The organism is Xylophilus sp. PBN-3R, assembly GCF_057747805.1.
In genome coordinates this window covers 2318936-2335850 of sequence record NZ_CM173225.1, presented here as the reverse complement: position 1 = coordinate 2335850, position 16915 = coordinate 2318936, and the positions used below count along the sequence as shown (strand labels likewise).

The window sequence follows — 16915 nt, the reverse complement described above, 5'->3', positions numbered from 1 at the left end:
TACAGGCAGTGCCGATACCGGGCGGAACAGAAGCTCGACGAGGCCGCACCTATGATCTGCGCGGCAGACAAAACGTCGAGGCGATCAACGATGTCCAGGCAAGTCGAAACAGCACGCACCACCGCAGCAGCCACCGCCGCCGCCGTCATCAAACGGCGCACGCTCGCATTACTCATCGTCGCCGCGCTGCCATGGGCGACGGGTGCCTTTGCCGGCACCGCCGACCAAGCCTGGCCGACGGCAGGCTGGACCGAAAGCACGCCGGAAGCGCAGGGCATGCGTTCATCCGCCATTGCCTCCCTGATCGACTACGGCGCGGAGAACGGCATGGACAGCCTGCTGATCACCCGCCACGGCAAGCTGGTGGCTGATGTGTATTACGCGCCGTTCCGGGCCGGCTCCAGGCATGCGGTCAACTCGACCACCAAGGGCGTGGTCGGTACCTTGATCGGCATGGCGATCCAGGACGGCCTGCTGGCCTCACGTGACATGCCGGTGGTCGATTTGCTGGCCGTCCCGGACGTCGCCAATCTGGACGCGGACAAGAGGGCGATCACCGTCGGCCATCTGCTCGACATGACTTCCGGCATCGACTGGAAGGAACGGCTGGACGGTTCGGTGCCTGAATCACTGTTGGCCATGAACCGCAGCAGCGACTGGCAGAAGTTCGTGCTCGACCGCCCCATGGCAGCCGCGCCGGGCACCACCTTCAACTACGCCAGCGGTAATACCCAGTTGTTGTCTTCCATCCTGGCCAGGACCACCGGCGGCAGCACGCTCGCTTATGCGCAGCGCCGCTTGTTCGGGCCGCTCGGCATTACCGACGTACGGTGGGCCACGGATCCGACGGGTGCGGAGATCGGCGGTTATGGGCTTTTCTTCCAGCCGCGCGACATGGCGAAGATCGGTTATCTCTACCTGCGCAACGGACAGTGGGACGGCCGGCAGTTATTGCCCGCAGCCTGGGTGGAGCAGGTGAAGAACGCAACCACGGACATGGGTTTCGACAACGGCATGATCAACCGCGCCGGCCCGCTTTTCAGATATTCGAATGGCTGGTGGACCATTCCGTCGATGCATGCCTATATGACGGTGGGTTTTCTGCACCAGATGATCATTGTCTTGCCCGATGTGGATGTGGTGGCCGTCGTGACCGGCCGGCGCAATTATCCGATTCCGGTCCTGGTCCGGAAGATCAACGCAGCCGTGGAATCCGCCGACGCATTACCCGCCGCGCCGGATGCGCAACAAGAATTGGCCGAACATATCCGGCAGGCGGCGGTGCAGCGACCCACAGCGGTCAATGCCGCGCCGGCATTGGCCGAGGCCATATCCGGCAAGGCCTGGGCATTCGAGCGGAACGCCATGGGCATCGAACGGGTCGTTTTCAAACTCACCGGTGCCGACGCCAGTTGCGACGTGAGCTATGCAGATGGCCGGTTCGTATCCGGCCCGATGGGGTTGGATGGCATATTCAAATTGTCCCAACCCGCGCCGGGCGTGGACATTGCCTTGAAGGGCGAGTGGACGGACGACCAGACATTCCGCATGGTGTCCCGCAACATCAATGAGGGAACCGAGATCGTCTATTCGATCCGCTTCGACGGCAGCACAGTGAATGTCTCTTTCCAGAGTAATGGCGGATTCAAGGGCCGACTACCGGGGCGGCTGGTGCAATGAGGGCGGCTGACATCGAAAACCGGATATTCGCCTTGCTGGCCGAGCGGAAGGACAGTGCGACGATCTGCCCGTCCGAGGTGGCCCGCGCACTGGCGACCGATGAAACCGAATGGCGCGAACTAATGCCGCAGATAAGAGAAGTGGCGCAAACCCTTGTCGATGCCAGGCGAATCCGGGTGAGCCGCGGCGGCGTGGATGTCCACGCCGCCAGCAGCGGTGGGCCTATCCGCCTCGGACGTCGGCGGCCCGACTAAACGGCTCCGCCCTGGAAATCACTGCATGTTCGGGGGAGCCATCCTCGGTCAGGCCGCGCGCATCACACTGGTTCGGGGTGGTTGGTCGCCAGCACTTCCTTGAATTTTTCGCTGAAGACCGGGATGTCGTCCGGCTTGCGGCTGCTGACCAGGTGGCCGTCCACATGCACCTGTTCGTCGACCCAGGTCGCGCCGGCGTTTTCCAGGTCGACCTGCAGGCTGGGCCAGCTGGTCAGGGTCTTGCCGCGCACCAGGTCGGCATCGACCAGCAGCCAGGAGCCGTGGCAAATGACGGCGATGGGCCGTTGCAGGCGCGTGATCTTCTGAACGAACGTCCGTGCGTGTTCGTCCAGGCGAAGGGCGTCGGCGTTCTGCACGCCGCCGGGCAGTAGCACCGCGTCGAATTCTTCCGGCGCGGCGTCTGCCAGCGTCTGGTCGACCGCGAAGGTATCGGCCTTGTCGGTGTGATTGAAACCCTGCACCTTTCCCGCCTTGGGCGCGATGATCCGGGTGACGATGCCGGCGGCTTCCAGTGCCTGCCTGGGACCGGTCAGCTCGGCTTGCTCAAAGCCGTCCGTCACCAGAATCGCGACCTTCTTGCCGGCCAGGATGTCGTTGTTGTCTGCCATGTTCTTGCCTTTCGGACGATGTTCAAAACCGTCACTCTGAAAGCAGCATGGCGGCGCGGCTGTAGTCGTACCTTGAACGCGTTTGGTAGGACAAGGGAGCCGGGGCGCTCAATCCATGCGTTTGACCATTGCCGCCAGGTGGGATGCGTCCGCAAACGATGCCAGCAGGGCGGCGACCTGGGTGGGATAAACCTCCAGCCGCTGGTGCCGGCTGACCTCGACCACGTCGGTCACGATGTCGACGGTCGATATCCAGCCCTCCCGGCACGACAAGGCGCAGGCGATGAAGGTAATACCCTGGCTGTGAAAGAAACTGACCATCGAATCCATTTTCCGTACGACACCTCACGGATGCGGAATATTAGTGTGCAGCCGAAAACGGTACCCACCCGGCACCGGGTGACATAAACTAACAATAACTCGGGAGTCATAGTTATGGCCGATCACACTTGGCGAGACACTTATCTTCGGATGCGGGAGGCCGATCCCAACCGCGCTCTATATAGTCCCACCGAATCCGCCATCGAGGAAAGCCGTTTCGTCGAGACGGTGGCGCCCGGCAGCGATTCCGACTTGGCTTCGCGTGCGTCTACCTTTCGCGGCGGTCTGATCCGCGGGATGACGGTGGTGGCGGTGCTGCTGATGTCGATGTTGTGCATCTGGCTGGCCATCAGGCTTTTCCTGAGCTAGCCGACGCCGCGGTCCGGGCCCACGGTGGCCGCCGAAGTGGTTCAGCAACGCTGGGAATGGGCGACCGGCTGCGGATCCGCGGATGGCGATAAGTTGAAAGTTATTTCAGCGCCTGCCGATAACCCGTCCATGCATGTACTCGACAGACGTTCCGCCGCGCGGCGCGCCAGCGACCAGGTCGGCGGTCGCGGCCTGACGGAATTGGCCGTCCCGAACCGCCGCCGGACCGATCGACGTGTATCCGCCACCCGCAAACGCCTGACGCTCGACCAGCTCGACGCGATCCATGCGGGTGGCCTGATGGACATTTCGGTGGTGCGTGTCACCTACGTGGTCAACGGTCCGTGTTTCGCCTGGCTGGCCGAGGTCGTACGGCGCAAGATGAGCAGCTTCGTCGCAGGTGCGGGTGTGATGGCGGAAGACTCGATGCCAGAAGAAGCGCTGGTTGCCGTGATCGCGGGCGTACGCGCCAGGTTGCAGGACTGGCACGACCGCAGTCCCGCCGGTTGAAAGTCAGTCACCCGTCTGCGGCGCGGTCCTACGGGGCCGTCCTGGTGTCGGGGCGATGCTGCGGACATGAACACGCAAAAAACCCTCCCCAAGCCCCATCAGTTGCAGGAATCGACGGCAGGTGAAGAAGACCCCGGCGCCGGCCTGGACGCTGCGGATTCCGCGATCCATCCCAACGGCGTGGCACCCAGCGCCAAGACGGACGAGGCGCAAAAGCCAGAAAAACCTGCCAGTCAAGTGAAGAGGGCCGATGAAAGACGATGACACCCCGGCCCACATTGGCCCGCAGCTGCGTGTTTGACGGGGGTGGCTGTCGCGCATACTGCAGCGCCGTACCCGAAAGCATTCATTGGCAGATCGCAAGCCCTTTTCCGGCACCATCGAAATCGAAGGTGGCAGCTATCCCTTTCGCGGAAGCTACAAACGCATGGAGATCGAACCGCGCGGCGTCCGATTCGGATGGGATGCCGAAGTCGATGGCCTCGGACTTTCGTCCGCCGACCGCGAGCTGGCGCTGCCGGCCGGTTATCCGGGTATCAACGACCGCATGGTCACCATCTTCGTGCAGGATTATTTCCAGGGCTTGGTCCGTTTGAGAGCCTTGCAGAACCTGGGAGGCTGATCCGGCTTCGCCTCATTTCCCGGTGTTCACTTCGATCGAATAGAAGATCCGCCGCATCTGCGCATCACCCGAAACCGCGCATGCCTGCACCTGCCGGGTGAAATGTGCCAAAAAACATTGGGCCGCGAGCGACGGTTTTTCGTTTGCTCGCCGGATGACACCCACCACCCGCGGCGCGAATCTCTCCTGGAGTTGCAGCGCTACCACCCGCCCGCGCAAGGCTTCGGTTTCCACCAGGGGCCAGGGGCAGAAGGTCAGCATGTCGGTCTGCTGCACCAGCGTCAGCATCAGCGCCGCCGAGTGCGCCAGATGGATGCGCTGGCGCGGCACCGGGGCGCCGTGTTGCCCGAACAGTTGCGCCATGAGGGCGGCCTCGCCGTCAGGTGCGAAGTTCAGCAGCCAGTCTTCTTCCAGTAGCTGGTGTATCGAATCGGCCTGGGCACGCGGATGCCCGGTGCGTGCCATCACCGTCGCGTCATAGGTGAAAAAGGGCGTCGCCTGCAGGCCGACCATTTCGTCGGCTTCGGCGATGCGGCCGATCATCAGGTCCAGCGTGCCCTCTCGCAGCCGGGGGTAGGCCAGGGCCGAGAAACCGTCGAGCATTTCGAGCTGTACATGCGGCATCTCATCGCGAAAGGGTTTCAGCACCCGCGCCAGCAGGCTTTGCGCCACCCACGGCGTGATGCCGATCGACAGCCTTTGCGGCGAGTCGCCTCCGCGATGCCGGTCCAGTTCCTGTTCTGCCTGCTTGAGTTGCTCGAGGATGCGCTGGCCGTGCAGCAGCAGGTCGCGCCCGGCCTCGTTCAAGCCGATACCGCCGCTATGCCGGGTGAACAGCGCCAGCCGGCAGTCGGTTTCCAGTTCACGCATGCCCTGGGTGACGGCTGCCTGGGTGACGCCCAGCATCCGGGCGGCGCCGCGGATGCTGCCCTGCGCGGCGACGGCCACGAGGTAGCGGATCTGGTGGAGTTTCATGGCCAGGATTATCGAGATCCTGCGACAGGTAGAACCGAACGGTGCAAGGTGTCGCCTGTCTGCCGGCGGCCGCTGCTGCTTTCTAGACTTGCCGGCAACAACACTGCCGCAATACAGCGCCATGACACAAGTCCTGCAACGAGACACCGCCACCACCACAAACGCCCATGCAGTGCTGCCCGGCATTCGCGCCATCGAACAGGAAATGGTCGCCCTGCGGCACCAGATCCATGCGCATCCTGAGCTGGCGTTCGAGGAGTTCGACACCAGCGACCTGGTGGCCGGACGACTGGCCGGCTGGGGTTACACGGTGCACCGCGGACTGGGCGGCACCGGTGTCGTCGGCACGCTGAAACGCGGCACCGGCAGCAAGGTGATCGGACTGCGCGCCGACATGGACGCACTGCCCATCCATGAGGCCACGGGCCTCCCATACAGCAGTACGGTGGCCGGCAAGATGCACGCCTGCGGCCACGACGGGCACACCGCCATATTGCTGGCGGCGGCATGCCACCTGGCCAGGGGAGTCGATTTCGACGGCACGGTCCACCTGATCTTCCAGCCGGCCGAAGAAGGCCTGGGCGGCGGCCGCAAGATGATCGAGGACGGCCTGTTCGACATATTCCCCTGCGACGCCATCTACGCCCTGCACAACATGCCGGGTTTCCCGGTCGGCAAGATCGGTTTCAAGGGCGGCTCGTTCATGGCGTCGTCGGACACCGTGCTGATCTCGGTGATAGGCAAGGGCGGCCACGGGTCGGCGCCGCACCTTTCGGCCGATCCGGTGGTGGCGGCGGCGCACATCATCCTGGCGCTGCAGACCATCGTGTCGCGCAACGTGGATCCGCGTGACATGGCCGTCATTTCGGTCGGCTCGATCCATGCCGGCGACGCGCCCAACGTGATCCCCGGACAGGTCGACATGAAATTGTCGGTGCGCGCCTTCCGTCCAGAGGTGCGGGCCATGCTGCGCGAACGGATCACCGAGGTGGTCAACGCGCAGGCCGCCACGCTGGGCGTGCGTGCGGAGATCGATTACCGCTGGCGTTATCCGGCGCTGGTCAACGACGTCGCGGCCACCGACTTCGCGCGCCAGGTGGCTGCGGACTGGCTGGGCGAAGACGGCCTGTTGCACGACCTGCAGCCGCTGACCGGCAGCGAGGACTTTTCCTTCATGCTGGAGAAGTGCGCTGGCAGCTATTTCATCGTCGGCAACGGCGAAGGCGAAACCCACGGCAGCGGGGGCTGCATGGTGCACAACCCGGGCTACGACTTCAACGATGCGATCCTGCCGATCGCGTCGAGTTACTGGGTCAGGCTCGTCCAGAAATTCCTGCCTGCCTGAAGCGGGCAAACCTTTTTCCCACTCAAGGCCACACGCCATGTTCAAGGTCTCACCCGTCCGCTCCTGCCTCTGGGCCGCGCTCGCCTCGGCTGCGCTGCTATCTTCTGCCTGGGCGCAGAGCGACTATCCGGCCAAGCCGATCCGCATCGTGGTCGGCTACCCGCCCGGCGGTTCGGTGGATATCGCGGCCCGCATCGTGGCCGACGGCCTGGGGCCGCGGCTGCACACCGCCATCGTCATCGACAACCAGGGCGGCGCGGCCGGCGCCATCGCTGCGCAAAGGGTGGCGGCGGCGGCGCCGGACGGCTACACCTTGCTGGTGGGCGCCAACAACGAGCTGGCGGCGACCGGCATGGTGAATCCGGCACAGAAGTACGACCCGCAAAAGGACTTCACCCCGGTCGGCCTGATCAACACCGCGCCGGTGCTGCTGGTCGCCGGTCCCAAGGCTGGCGTCAAGACGCTGAACGAATTCGTCGAAACCGCCAGACGCAACCCGGGCAAGTTCAGCTACGGCAGTTCGGGTGTCGGGTCCATCCTGCATTTCGCGGGTGAACTGGTCAAGGAGCGCGCGGGCATCTTCATGACCCACATTCCCTACCGTGGCACCGCACCGCTGACCAGCGACCTGGCCGGCGGAAACATCGAGTTCGCCATGATCTCGCCGGCCGCCGCCAACCCCTTCATCCAGAGCGGCCGGCTGATTCCGCTGGGCGTGAGCAGCGCCAAACGCGCCGCTGCCTATCCCAACGTTCCGGCGCTGGGCGAACATCCGCTGCTGAAGGGCTACGACCTGGTCGGCTGGTTCGCGCTGGTGGGTCCGCGCGGCCTGCCGCCCGAGGTCACCCAGAAACTGGCCGCCGCACTGCAGGCAACGCTACAGGACCCGTCCACCCGCAAACGGCTGGACGATGTGAGCATGGTGCCGGCCACCGGCAGGGAAGACGTCGGCGCCATGATCCGCAGCGACGTCGCGCAATACCGCAAACTGGTCGACTTCGCCCACATGAAGGACTGAAGAAAATCAGCAGCCCAGCGCGTCGCAGAGGGCGCCCAGCTCGGTGACTTCCATCTGGGCGCGGCGGCCCAGAGTCCATTCCACGCCCTTGCGGTTGACCCACACCGCCTGCATGCCGGCACCGAGCGCGCCGACGATGTCCAGCGCCGCGTCGTCGCCCACATGCAGCATCGATTCGACCGGCACACCGACCGCGGCCGCTGCTGCGTAAAAGATCGCAGGGTCGGGTTTGGCCTTGCCGAAGTCGCGGGCGCTGATGCGGTTCGGTATGAGATGGCCGATGCCCACGGCATGCACGTCGGCATTGCCGTTGGTCAGTGCGATCAGCGGAAAACGCGCGGCCAGGCGTTCCAGTGCGGCCATGGCGTCGGCATAGAACTCGACCCGCTGCCGTTCGGCAAAGAAGAGGTCGAAACCCGCATCGGCCAGCGCCGGGTCTTCACCGCCGTGGCGCAGTGCACGGCGAATGGATTCACGGCGCAGTTCGCTCAGGTCGTGTTCCATCTCGGGCATGTCCAGGCCGACCTGGTTGCGCACCTTGCGCAGCGCGGCCGGATCGGGATACAGCGCGGCCGTGGCCGGTGCGTGTTGCGCCAGGTAGCGGTGCAGCAGCACCTCGGCGCGTTCTATCGCGGGCCAGACGGGCCACAAGGTGTCGTCCAGGTCGAGGCTGATGGCGCGGATGGCGGATACATCCAGTGTGTGTTCTTGGTGCATGCGCGGCGAGAATAGCGCACCGTCGGCGTGTGCCGACCCGTGCCTTCGAGACAACCCCACGTGCCGCAATTTTCCCCAGAACCGACCCATCTGCACGGCCAGCCGCCGCGCACCGCCATCCTGTACGTCAACCTGGGCACGCCCGACGCAGCGACACCTTCCGCCGTACGCCGTTACCTGGCCGAATTCCTGTCCGACCGGCGGGTCGTGGAAATACCGCCTCTGCTGTGGAAGATCATCCTGCACGGCATCATCCTGCGCACCCGGCCCAGGGCGTCGGCTGCCAAATACGCCAAGGTCTGGATGCCTGAAGGCTCGCCGCTGGCGGTCTGGACGAAGAAGCAGGCCGACATGCTCCGTGCCTGGCTCGGCGAGGCCGGCCGCCAGGTGCTGGTGCGCCACGCCATGCGTTACGGCAACCCGTCGGTGGCCAGCCAGCTCGACGCGCTGAAAGCCGAAGGCGCCACCCGCATCCTCATACTGCCGGCCTACCCGCAGTATTCGGGCACCACCACCGCCAGCGTGGCCGACGCCGTATTTGCCTGGGGCGAACGCCAGCGCAATCTGCCGGAACTGCGTTTCGTGCAGCGTTACCACGACGACCCCGGCTATATCGCCGCCCTGGCCGCACGCGTCGAAACCCATTGGCGCGAACACGGCAAGGCCGAAAAGCTGGTGCTCAGTTTCCACGGCGTGCCCGCGCGGACCCTCGAACTGGGCGACCCCTATCACTGCGAATGCCACAAGACAGCGCGGCTGCTGGCGTCGGAGCTGGGCCTGCACAAGGAAGAAGTGCTGACCACCTTCCAGTCGCGTTTCGGCCGTGCCAAATGGCTGGAACCCTACACCCAGCCCACGCTGGAAGCCCTGGCCAGGGACGGCCTGAAGCGGGTCGACGTGATGTGCCCCGGATTCACCAGCGACTGCCTGGAGACCCTCGAAGAAATCGACATGGAGGTGCGCGAGGCCTTCCTGCACAACGGCGGCGAGGCCTTCCACTACATACCGGCGCTGAACGACAGCCAGCGATGGGTGGCGGCGCTGGCCGGCATCGCGCAGCAGCACATGGGCGGCTGGCAGACACGGCAACTGCCCCGGGCGCGGACCATGGAAGCACAGGCGGAGCGGGCGAGGGCGATGGGCGCGCCGCGCTGACCTTCGCGTCAACCCGCGCCGTCGAATGAGCCGGAAGGACTAGTTCCGTCGACGCAAAAGTAAGTGATCGCATACCTAATGGACATCCCGGTCCTCGCAAGGGCCGTGGGTTGTCTCATCAAGTCAAAAGGAAACGGTCATGAAAGTCGATACCTCACGCAAATCCCTGCCACGTGCCTTGTCCATCGCAGCGGCATGCGCCCTCTGCGCCGCCGGCGTGCAGACCCAGGCTGCCACTGCCACCAACACCCTGTCGGTGACTGCCACCGTCGCCGGCACCTGCGCCATCATGTCGACCACCGCGGTGGCTTTCGGCATCTACGACTCGACCGTGGCGAATGCGTCCAGCCCGCTGCTCGGCACGGGTGAGGTGTCGACCGTCTGCACGGTGGGCACCAACGGCACTTTGAGGCTGGGACAGGGCGCCAATCCGAACACGGGATCGACTGCGACACTCCCGGTACGCGGCATGGCCGATGGCCTCAACAACGTGCTGGGCTACGAACTCTTCAGGGATACGGGGCGCTCGCAGGTGTGGGGCGATACGGATACGGCGGGCCTGACGATCACTGGCACCGGATTGCCGGTCAAGTCGACCGTTTACGGTCGCATCGCAGCCGGCCAGCGAGTGCCTGCCGGCAGCTACAGCGACACCATCGTCGCCACCGTCAGCTTCTGAGCGTGAGGCGCGGCTTCCGGGCCACGGCGCTGGTGTCGTGGATCGTGTGTGCCGGCGCAGCTGGCGCCGGCTCGTTTTCCATCAGCCCCGTCAGGTTGACGCTGGCCTCGGCCGGTGCCTCCGGCGTGCTGACGGTGCGAAACGACGGCACCGAGCCCGCGCTGATCCAGCTGGTGCTGGAACGGTGGACGCAGAAAGACCGAAAGGACGTCCTGATGTCCACCCGCGACTTGCTGGCCACGCCACCGATCTTCACATTGCCCGTCGGCGGCGTGCAGATCGTCCGTGTCGGCTTGCGCGGGGCCATCTCCGATCCGCAACGCGAAACCGCGTATCGGCTGCTGCTGGAGGAAGTGCCGCCCGCGCGGCCACCGGATGCCCGTGGTGTCCAGATCGCCCTGCACATCAGCCTGCCGGTATTCGTGATGCCGGTGCAGGCGCGTCCATCGTTGCAATGGAAGGCCCGCGAGGAGGGCGGACTGCTGCATCTGACCGCCTACAACGAAGGCAATGTGCATGTGCAGGTGCTGGGCCTGGAAGCGCCCCGGCAGCTCACGCCGTTCACGCCTGCTTATGTGCTGCCGGGCGAGAGCCGCGAATGGCCTGTCCGCCGGGAGCAGGCTCCGGGCGGCGACCTGCGCCTGACCGCCAGGACGGATGCCGGCGACATGGCCGCGCAGATACTCGTGACGGCGCCCTGAAGGTCGTGGCATTCCCGCGTGCCATCGGTCCGGCGGCGTCCATCGGGCTTGTTCTGGCCGGTGCCATCGCATGGCGGGCCGAGGCGCAGACCCTCGCAGCTCCGGCCCTTTCGGAAAACCTTCTCTCGGTGCGCATCAACGGACTGGATACGGGAGAGACCGTCGTGCTGCTGCGCACGGCGGACGGGCACGCCTTGCTGGATGGCGAGACGCTGCGGCGGTGGCGTCTCAACCTGCCGGCCGCCGATCCGACGCTGCGCGACGGCCCGGCCCTGTATCGACTGGATGGCATCGCCGGACTGGCATGGCGGATCGACGAAAACCGTCAGTCCCTTGAAATCGAGGCTGCCGGATCGCTTTTCGAGCCGACCCGGCTGGATGTCGGTCTCGGCGATTTTCCGGTCCCCGCGCCGGCGCCGCCCGGCATGTTTCTCAACTACGACCTTTCCTCGACTCGCGCCGGCGGATTGCGGCAGAGCGGGGCCTTGCTGGGTTTTGGCGGCTTCAACCGATGGGGGGCCGGCATGGCGAATTTCGCGCTGCGCGACGGTTTCGTCCAGGGGCCGAAAACGCTGCGCCTGGAAACCGGCTGGGTGCGTGACTTTCCGGAACGGCGTGCCAGCCTGCGACTGGGCGACACGGTCAGCGGCGGTGGCCAGTGGGCCCGGCCGGTCCGGCTCGGCGGTGTGCAGTGGGCTACGAACTTCGGCACCCAGCCTGGATTCATCACTTTTCCATTGCCGTCCATGTCCGGCGAGGCAGCCCTGCCGTCGGTGGTCGATCTGTATGTCAACGGCGCACTGCAAATGCGGCGCGACATACCGGCCGGGCCTTTCAGCCTGCAGCAGATGCCCGCCGTGAACGGGCAAGGCGAAACCCGGCTGGTCGTGCGTGACCTGCTGGGCCGCGAGCAGGTGATCGTCGTGCCTTACTACGCCTCGCGACGGCTCTTGAAATCGGGCGTGCAGGACTATTCGTACGAGGCGGGCCGCATCCGCGAGGACTTTGGGCTGGCCAGCAATCACTACGGCCGCACCGCCATGGTCGCGACCCACCGGGCCGGCCTGAACGACCGGCTCACGCTCGAAGGGCATGGCGAATGGATCGGCTCCCAGCAAACCGCGGGGCTGGGAGCGGTGCTGGCCTGGCGCCGTATCGGAACCGTCAATGCGGCCGTGGCGGCCAGCCGGGGCGGCAGGCGAGAAAGCGGCGGTCGTGGCGAAGGCCGACTGCTGGTCCTGGGCATGGAGCGCCAGTCGCGTCGTTTCGGTGTGGGCTTGAACGCCCAGTTCGCCAGCCGCGATTTCATACAGGCAGGGGCTCTGCCCAACCAGCCGGCCGCACGTGTGGCCTGGCAGAGTTTCGTGAGCATGGCCATCGATCGCGGCTCCCTGTCGCTGGGTTACGTGGTGCAGCAACCGCGGGTGTCGGAGGCCGTCAGATTGTTGAGCCTGGGTTATGGGGTCGCATTGGGTGACCTGGGGTTCCTGACGCTTTCGCTGATTCGCAGCAGCGGGCCGCAGGGAACCGTCGTGGCCAGCATCACTTTCACCCGCGCCCTCGACGCCCGCACCACGGCCAGTGCCGGCCTGACAGGGCAGTCGGGCGGCTCGCAGGCCCAGGTGCAGGTTCAGCGCAACCTGCCGGCGGGCGACGGGACCGGTTATCGCCTGCTGGCGGCCAACGGCGAAAACCGGCATGCGCTGGGCTCGCTGAGCCAGCAGTACGCGGCGGGTACGGCAGTCCTCGAGGCAGACGTGTCGGGCGGCCAGTCGGCGTGGCGCGCCGGGGTCGATGGCGGACTGGTGCTGATGGACGGAGCCTTCTATGCCGGTCGACGCATCGACAGCAGTTTCGCAGTGGTGCAGACGCCCGGCCTCGCCGGCGTGGGGGTGTATGCGGACAACCAGCTGGTCGCACGAACCGGCGCGGACGGAACCGCCCTGGTGCCGCGCCTGCGGGCGTACCAGGTCAATCCCCTGCGCATCGAACAGGCGGACTTGCCGATGGACACCCGGATCGACAGCCTTCAAATGGATGCGGTTCCCTCGTTCGGCAGCGGCATGCTGCTGCGATTTCCCGTCAGCCGGCAACGCAGCGCGACGATGGTCGTGCGCACCGAGGACGGCCAGGCCGTGCCCGCCGGTGGGATGGCGAGCATCGAGGGCCAGGCGCGGGGGTATCCGGTGGGTATCGACGGTCAGTTGTTCCTGTCCGGACTGGCAGCGTTCAACCGGGTCACGGTTCGCTGGGATCTGCGCGGTACCGCCGGAGCATGTGTTTTCGAACTGCCGTCGGCACCGCAGCCCGACCCGGTTCCCGACCTGGGAGTGCAGTCATGTCGTTCGATTCCGCAGTGAGCCCGGCACGGTCCTGGTGTCTCGTGCTGTGCACCCTTGCAGCCCCGGCGCTGGCGGCGACCTGCGGCGTGTCGGCGACCGGCCTGTCTTTTGGCGCCTACGACCCTTCGAGCGCCGCGCCGCTGGATGGCGCCGGGGACATCGCCGTCACCTGCAACGCGGCTCAGGGCTATGCCGTCGCCCTGAGCGCCGGCAGTGGCACTTATTCACAGCGCATGCTTTCGTCCGGGGCCTATGGGTTGAACTACAACCTGTATGTCGACGTCCAGCGCATGGTGGTATGGGGCGACGGCAGTTCGGGGACCAGCGCGGCCAGCGGCATGTCGACCGGCCAGGGTGCCGTCCATCACACCGTGTACGGCCGCATACCCGCCCGGCAGAATACGGGCGCCGGTGCGTTCGGCGACAGCATGACCATCACCGTGTCGTACTGAGCCGCGTACGAACTGTTTCCGTGCCTGTCGGAGCGGGCAGCTAAGGTGGTCCCTGGCGCCTTGTCGGGCGCAGGAGACCCGTCATGCGCAACCGTTCCCTTGTTTCCACGATGCTGCCCTTCGCCCTGGCCGTCGTGGTGCTCACGCCGATCGGTCCGGTCAGCGCGCAAACCGCGTCGGCAGCTGCGCAGGCGCTCTATCAGCAGCAACTCGCGGCCTGCGATCCGGCCCAGCCGCGTCCGGCCTACAACGCCTGCGTGCGGGCTGCCGGCACGGTGCTGGACCGCAGCGGAACCACCGGTTCGGCCAGCGTGGTGGACGAGTCGGCCGACGGACGGGCGACGATATTGCAAAGTCCAGGCGCACCCGTGCAGAACATCCCGCCCTCGGTCGTCGTGCCGCAGACCTTCACATCGCAGGATGGCCGGGCCACGCTGCTGGTGCCCAGCGACAGCACCGTCCGCAGCGGACCCTGACCTTCCTAGTCGCGCGGGCGGAAGCCGATCACCAGCGATGAAGGCACCCGGCCGTCGATGTCCCTGGGAAGCGTCTCGGTCTTTTCGATGGCCTTCAGCACCGCGTCGTCCCACGCCGGGTTGCCGCTGGACTTGACCAGTTTCTTGCCGACGATGGTGCCGTCCGGTGCGGCGCGCACTTCGACTTCCGCCCGAGGATTGCCCGGTGCGTCGTCGGTGAAGGTGATGTTGGGACGAACCTTCGCCGCGACACGGCCGCCGTAGGTGGCCGAGGGTCCGGAAGAACGCAGGTCAGAGCCGGTGGCGGTCGCGCCGCCGGTGGCGCCCGCCAGCCCGGCCATACGCGCCATCTGCTGTTTGCGCAGGTCTTCGCGCACCTTCGCCTCCGCCTGCTCCTTGCGCTTGTCTTCTGCAGCCTGCTTTTGCTTGTCTTCGGCAGCCTGCTTCTGCTTGTCGAGCTGCTTCTGTTTTTCCAGCTGTTTCTGCTTGTCGAGTTGCGCCTGTCTTTCAGCCGCCTTCTCCTGCTTTTCGAGCAGCGCCTGCTTTTCGGCCTTTGCCTGCCTGTCGGCCAGTTTCCTGGCCTCGGCCGCTTTCTCGCGCGCGGCTTCTTCACGCGCTTCCTGCTGTTCCTTCAGCTTCTTCTCGCGCGCCAGTTCCAACTGCTGCTGGCGCTGCTTTTCGCGGGCGATTTCCTGCTTCTGTTTCTGCAGCGCGATGTCGGCGTCACGCGTGTCGGGGTCGGGCGCCGGGGCCGGTGCCGGGGGGGGCGGCGGCGGCGCGGGGGCAGGCTCCGGCGCAGGCGGCGGAGGAGGCGCGGGAATAGGTGGCGGAGGTGGCGGCTCGATCGCCTGCGGTGCGGCCTGGCGCAGCGTGGCCGACCAGATTTCGGCTTCCACCGCCGGGGTGTCGGTGTCCTGTTTCCAGCGCACACCCCAGGTGAGCGCGGCCAGCAGTGCCAGGTGGGCCAGCACGGCCAGGCTGAAACCACCAGCCCGGCCCCGCGTGGGTGGCGGCGCGAATTCGTTGCGATGGGAAGAAGCGGAAGTCACGGGCATCGTGGCGCGATGGAATGCATCGGTTTCAGGGTGCCAGCTGGACGGACAGGCCGACCCGCTGAACGCCGGCGCGCTGCAACTTGTCCATTACCTTGACGACGGTTTCGTATTTCACCGTCTTGTCGGCGCTGATGACCACGGCGCTGTTGCTCTTGCCGGGCGTGCCGTCCGGCAGCGCGGCGGCAGGCGGCGCGGACTGCTGCATCACCTTCACCGCGTTGCCCACATCGTTGATGGTGCTGGGCGCGGTGCGGTCGGCGGATTTGACTTGCAGCGTTTCGTCCTTGCCGACGATGACCTGGATGACCTGGGGCGGCTGGGCATTGCCCTTGCCGATGGATGGCAGGTCGATGGTGCTGGGCGTGATGAGCGGCGCGGTCACCATGAAGATGATCAGCAGCACCAGCATCACGTCGATGAACGGGACCATGTTGATCTCGCTCATGGTGCGGCGGCCGCGGCCGCGTGAAGCCATTGCGGGCATGGCTCAGTGCCCCGAAGCGGTATGGGCCGGCGCACCGAGGTTGCGCTGGAGGATGTTGGAGAACTCCTCGATGAAGGTCTCCTGCTGGATCGCCACCCGGTCGATGTCCCGGGCGAAGCGGTTGTAGGCGACCACGGCGGGGATGGCGGCGAACAGGCTGACGGCGGTGGCCACCAGCGCTTCGGCGATGCCGGGGGCCACGGTCTGCAGGGTCACCTGCGCCATGGCGGCCAGGCCGGTGAAGGCATGCATGATTCCCCAGATGGTGCCGAACAGCCCGACATAGGGCGACACCGAGCCGACTGTGGCCATGAAGGACAGGCTGGATTCGATCTCGTCCATCTCGCGCTGGAAGCTGGCCCGCATGGCGCGGCGGGCGCCGTCGAGCAGGGTGGCGGGGTCGCTGACCCGGCGCTCGCGCAGTTTTTGGTATTCACGCATGCCGCTGGCGAAGATGCGTTCCATCGGGCCGGCCGCCTTGGCATTGGCGGCGGCGGCCGCGAACAGGTCGTTGAGGCTGGTACCCGACCAGAACTCGCGTTCGAAGGTCTCGTTGAGTGCCTTCACCCGGCGCAGGGCGAAGATCTTGCGGAAGATGGCGGCCCAGCTGGTGATGGACACACACATCAGCAGCAGCATGACCAGTTGCACCACGAGGCTGGCGTTGAGCACCAGGCTGATGATGGACATGTCTTGATTCATGGTTTTAAAACTTCCAGGATGGCGGCGGGGATACGGACCGGCCGCAGTGTAGAGGCTTCGACCCAGCTGATGAGAATGGTTCCCTCGCTGAGCAATTGGCGCTGGCCACCGGCTTCTGCCGGCTCCAGGAAAACTTGCTGGGCGATTGTCAGGGAAGCTCGTCCCGAGTCTTGCAAGGACGCGTTAACGACCAGCAGATCGTCCAGTCTTGCCGGGCGCAAATAGCGCACCCGGGTCTCGGCCACGACGAACATGCCACCGGTGGTGTCGCGCAGCGCCTGCTGTTGCACGCCGAGCGAACGCAGCCATTCGGTGCGCGCACGCTCGAAGAACTTCAGGTAGTTGGCATAGAAGACGATGCCGCCGGCATCGGTGTCTTCCCAGTAGACGCGAATGGGGAATTCAAAGGCCATCGGTGCGGGTTCGGGT

Annotated in this window: 22 protein-coding genes; 14 read left to right on the top strand and 8 right to left on the bottom strand. The window is 65.8% G+C overall.

Annotated elements, in window-relative coordinates; translation table 11 throughout:
• Positions 1–90: 90 nt before the first annotated feature.
• Both AC3ANW_RS11180 and AC3ANW_RS11175 read left to right on the top strand, forming a co-directional pair.
• Entirely contained in the window at positions 91–1680 is a 1590-nt protein-coding gene (locus AC3ANW_RS11180; RefSeq protein WP_488345243.1) for a serine hydrolase domain-containing protein, read from the top strand.
• Positions 1677–1934: a DUF3253 domain-containing protein gene (locus tag AC3ANW_RS11175; protein WP_488345242.1), complete on the top strand. Its 258-nt coding sequence runs from the start codon at positions 1677–1679 to the stop codon at positions 1932–1934. Before AC3ANW_RS11180 ends, AC3ANW_RS11175 begins: the two co-directional genes overlap by 4 nt.
• A 62-nt stretch (positions 1935–1996) precedes the next feature.
• Here the strand turns inward: AC3ANW_RS11175 and AC3ANW_RS11170 are convergent, their stop codons facing one another.
• Positions 1997–2563: a type 1 glutamine amidotransferase domain-containing protein gene (locus AC3ANW_RS11170; protein WP_488345241.1), complete on the bottom strand. Its 567-nt coding sequence runs from the start codon at positions 2561–2563 to the stop codon at positions 1997–1999.
• Between the two features lie 108 nt (positions 2564–2671).
• Complete coding sequence (locus AC3ANW_RS11165) at positions 2672–2884, bottom strand: hypothetical protein (protein WP_488345240.1); 213 nt, start codon at positions 2882–2884, stop codon at positions 2672–2674.
• A gap of 114 nt (positions 2885–2998) precedes the next feature.
• Between AC3ANW_RS11165 and AC3ANW_RS11160 the strand changes: the two genes are divergently transcribed.
• From AC3ANW_RS11160 to AC3ANW_RS11145, 4 genes are all read left to right on the top strand, one after another.
• Complete coding sequence (locus tag AC3ANW_RS11160; RefSeq protein ID WP_488345239.1) at positions 2999–3253, top strand: hypothetical protein; 255 nt, start codon at positions 2999–3001, stop codon at positions 3251–3253.
• Positions 3254–3382: 129 nt separating this feature from the next.
• Positions 3383–3763: a hypothetical protein gene (locus tag AC3ANW_RS11155; RefSeq protein WP_488345238.1), complete on the top strand. Its 381-nt coding sequence runs from the start codon at positions 3383–3385 to the stop codon at positions 3761–3763.
• A gap of 66 nt (positions 3764–3829) precedes the next feature.
• Positions 3830–4027: a hypothetical protein gene (locus AC3ANW_RS11150; RefSeq protein WP_488345237.1), complete on the top strand. Its 198-nt coding sequence runs from the start codon at positions 3830–3832 to the stop codon at positions 4025–4027.
• Between the two features lie 85 nt (positions 4028–4112).
• Complete coding sequence (locus AC3ANW_RS11145; RefSeq protein WP_488345236.1) at positions 4113–4385, top strand: hypothetical protein; 273 nt, start codon at positions 4113–4115, stop codon at positions 4383–4385.
• Positions 4386–4397: 12 nt separating this feature from the next.
• Here the strand turns inward: AC3ANW_RS11145 and AC3ANW_RS11140 are convergent, their stop codons facing one another.
• Positions 4398–5360 (bottom strand): LysR family transcriptional regulator, encoded by a 963-nt coding sequence (locus AC3ANW_RS11140; RefSeq protein WP_488345235.1) that lies wholly within the window; start codon positions 5358–5360, stop codon positions 4398–4400.
• Positions 5361–5481: 121 nt separating this feature from the next.
• On the opposite strand from AC3ANW_RS11140, the gene AC3ANW_RS11135 reads away from it, so the two are divergent.
• Entirely contained in the window at positions 5482–6705 is a 1224-nt protein-coding gene (locus AC3ANW_RS11135; RefSeq protein ID WP_488345234.1) for a M20 aminoacylase family protein, read from the top strand.
• A gap of 37 nt (positions 6706–6742) precedes the next feature.
• Entirely contained in the window at positions 6743–7723 is a 981-nt protein-coding gene (locus tag AC3ANW_RS11130) for a Bug family tripartite tricarboxylate transporter substrate binding protein (RefSeq protein WP_488345233.1), read from the top strand.
• A gap of 6 nt (positions 7724–7729) precedes the next feature.
• Here the strand turns inward: AC3ANW_RS11130 and AC3ANW_RS11125 are convergent, their stop codons facing one another.
• Positions 7730–8440 (bottom strand): HAD family hydrolase, encoded by a 711-nt coding sequence (locus tag AC3ANW_RS11125; protein ID WP_488345232.1) that lies wholly within the window; start codon positions 8438–8440, stop codon positions 7730–7732.
• Between the two features lie 39 nt (positions 8441–8479).
• Between AC3ANW_RS11125 and hemH the strand changes: the two genes are divergently transcribed.
• The 6 genes from hemH to AC3ANW_RS11095 all read left to right on the top strand — a co-directional run bounded on the left by hemH (position 8480) and on the right by AC3ANW_RS11095 (position 14245).
• Positions 8480–9595: a ferrochelatase gene (gene hemH, locus AC3ANW_RS11120; RefSeq protein ID WP_488345231.1), complete on the top strand. Its 1116-nt coding sequence runs from the start codon at positions 8480–8482 to the stop codon at positions 9593–9595.
• Between the two features lie 139 nt (positions 9596–9734).
• Complete coding sequence (locus AC3ANW_RS11115; RefSeq protein ID WP_488345230.1) at positions 9735–10274, top strand: Csu type fimbrial protein; 540 nt, start codon at positions 9735–9737, stop codon at positions 10272–10274.
• A gap of 2 nt (positions 10275–10276) precedes the next feature.
• On the top strand, positions 10277–10975 hold the full coding sequence (locus AC3ANW_RS11110; RefSeq protein ID WP_488345229.1) for a fimbrial biogenesis chaperone: 699 nt from the start codon (positions 10277–10279) through the stop codon (positions 10973–10975).
• A gap of 5 nt (positions 10976–10980) precedes the next feature.
• On the top strand, positions 10981–13335 hold the full coding sequence (locus tag AC3ANW_RS11105; protein ID WP_488345228.1) for a fimbria/pilus outer membrane usher protein: 2355 nt from the start codon (positions 10981–10983) through the stop codon (positions 13333–13335).
• Positions 13314–13769: a Csu type fimbrial protein gene (locus AC3ANW_RS11100; RefSeq protein WP_488345227.1), complete on the top strand. Its 456-nt coding sequence runs from the start codon at positions 13314–13316 to the stop codon at positions 13767–13769. The genes AC3ANW_RS11105 and AC3ANW_RS11100 overlap by 22 nt, the downstream gene beginning before the upstream one ends.
• A gap of 83 nt (positions 13770–13852) precedes the next feature.
• Entirely contained in the window at positions 13853–14245 is a 393-nt protein-coding gene (locus AC3ANW_RS11095; RefSeq protein ID WP_488345226.1) for a hypothetical protein, read from the top strand.
• Between the two features lie 5 nt (positions 14246–14250).
• On the opposite strand, the gene tolA is transcribed toward AC3ANW_RS11095, so the two are convergent.
• Genes tolA through ybgC form a run of 4 tightly spaced genes read right to left on the bottom strand, consistent with a single transcriptional unit; the run spans position 14251 to position 16899 of the window.
• Positions 14251–15300 (bottom strand): cell envelope integrity protein TolA, encoded by a 1050-nt coding sequence (gene tolA / locus AC3ANW_RS11090; RefSeq protein ID WP_488345225.1) that lies wholly within the window; start codon positions 15298–15300, stop codon positions 14251–14253.
• Between the two features lie 25 nt (positions 15301–15325).
• Positions 15326–15784 carry a biopolymer transporter ExbD gene (locus tag AC3ANW_RS11085; RefSeq protein ID WP_488345224.1) on the bottom strand — a complete coding sequence of 153 codons (459 nt, stop codon included), beginning with the start codon at positions 15782–15784 and terminating at the stop codon, positions 15326–15328.
• Positions 15785–15787: 3 nt separating this feature from the next.
• The gene (tolQ, locus tag AC3ANW_RS11080) at positions 15788–16486 is read right to left on the bottom strand and encodes a protein TolQ (RefSeq protein WP_488345223.1); all 699 of its coding nucleotides are present in this window, start codon (positions 16484–16486) and stop codon (positions 15788–15790) included.
• A complete protein-coding gene (gene ybgC, locus AC3ANW_RS11075; protein ID WP_488345222.1) occupies positions 16483–16899 on the bottom strand; it encodes a tol-pal system-associated acyl-CoA thioesterase in 417 nt (138 codons plus the stop codon). The genes tolQ and ybgC overlap by 4 nt, the downstream gene beginning before the upstream one ends.
• Positions 16900–16915 lie beyond the last annotated feature (16 nt).

What these genes read in the sequence shown, in the direction of transcription:
- AC3ANW_RS11180 (WP_488345243.1), top strand. Translation starts at nt 91, where the DNA reads ATGTCCAGGCAAGTCGAAACAGCACGCACCACCGCAGCAGCCACCGCC.
- AC3ANW_RS11175 (WP_488345242.1), top strand. Translation starts at nt 1,677, where the DNA reads ATGAGGGCGGCTGACATCGAAAACCGGATATTCGCCTTGCTGGCCGAG.
- AC3ANW_RS11170 (WP_488345241.1), bottom strand. Translation starts at nt 2,563, where the DNA reads ATGGCAGACAACAACGACATCCTGGCCGGCAAGAAGGTCGCGATTCTG.
- AC3ANW_RS11165 (WP_488345240.1), bottom strand. Translation starts at nt 2,884, where the DNA reads ATGGTCAGTTTCTTTCACAGCCAGGGTATTACCTTCATCGCCTGCGCC.
- AC3ANW_RS11160 (WP_488345239.1), top strand. Translation starts at nt 2,999, where the DNA reads ATGGCCGATCACACTTGGCGAGACACTTATCTTCGGATGCGGGAGGCC.
- AC3ANW_RS11155 (WP_488345238.1), top strand. Translation starts at nt 3,383, where the DNA reads ATGCATGTACTCGACAGACGTTCCGCCGCGCGGCGCGCCAGCGACCAG.
- AC3ANW_RS11150 (WP_488345237.1), top strand. Translation starts at nt 3,830, where the DNA reads ATGAACACGCAAAAAACCCTCCCCAAGCCCCATCAGTTGCAGGAATCG.
- AC3ANW_RS11140 (WP_488345235.1), bottom strand. Translation starts at nt 5,360, where the DNA reads ATGAAACTCCACCAGATCCGCTACCTCGTGGCCGTCGCCGCGCAGGGC.
- AC3ANW_RS11135 (WP_488345234.1), top strand. Translation starts at nt 5,482, where the DNA reads ATGACACAAGTCCTGCAACGAGACACCGCCACCACCACAAACGCCCAT.
- AC3ANW_RS11130 (WP_488345233.1), top strand. Translation starts at nt 6,743, where the DNA reads ATGTTCAAGGTCTCACCCGTCCGCTCCTGCCTCTGGGCCGCGCTCGCC.
- AC3ANW_RS11125 (WP_488345232.1), bottom strand. Translation starts at nt 8,440, where the DNA reads ATGCACCAAGAACACACACTGGATGTATCCGCCATCCGCGCCATCAGC.
- AC3ANW_RS11115 (WP_488345230.1), top strand. Translation starts at nt 9,735, where the DNA reads ATGAAAGTCGATACCTCACGCAAATCCCTGCCACGTGCCTTGTCCATC.
- AC3ANW_RS11100 (WP_488345227.1), top strand. Translation starts at nt 13,314, where the DNA reads ATGTCGTTCGATTCCGCAGTGAGCCCGGCACGGTCCTGGTGTCTCGTG.
- AC3ANW_RS11095 (WP_488345226.1), top strand. Translation starts at nt 13,853, where the DNA reads ATGCGCAACCGTTCCCTTGTTTCCACGATGCTGCCCTTCGCCCTGGCC.
- tolA (WP_488345225.1), bottom strand. Translation starts at nt 15,300, where the DNA reads ATGCCCGTGACTTCCGCTTCTTCCCATCGCAACGAATTCGCGCCGCCA.
- AC3ANW_RS11085 (WP_488345224.1), bottom strand. Translation starts at nt 15,784, where the DNA reads ATGCCCGCAATGGCTTCACGCGGCCGCGGCCGCCGCACCATGAGCGAG.
- tolQ (WP_488345223.1), bottom strand. Translation starts at nt 16,486, where the DNA reads ATGAATCAAGACATGTCCATCATCAGCCTGGTGCTCAACGCCAGCCTC.
- ybgC (WP_488345222.1), bottom strand. Translation starts at nt 16,899, where the DNA reads ATGGCCTTTGAATTCCCCATTCGCGTCTACTGGGAAGACACCGATGCC.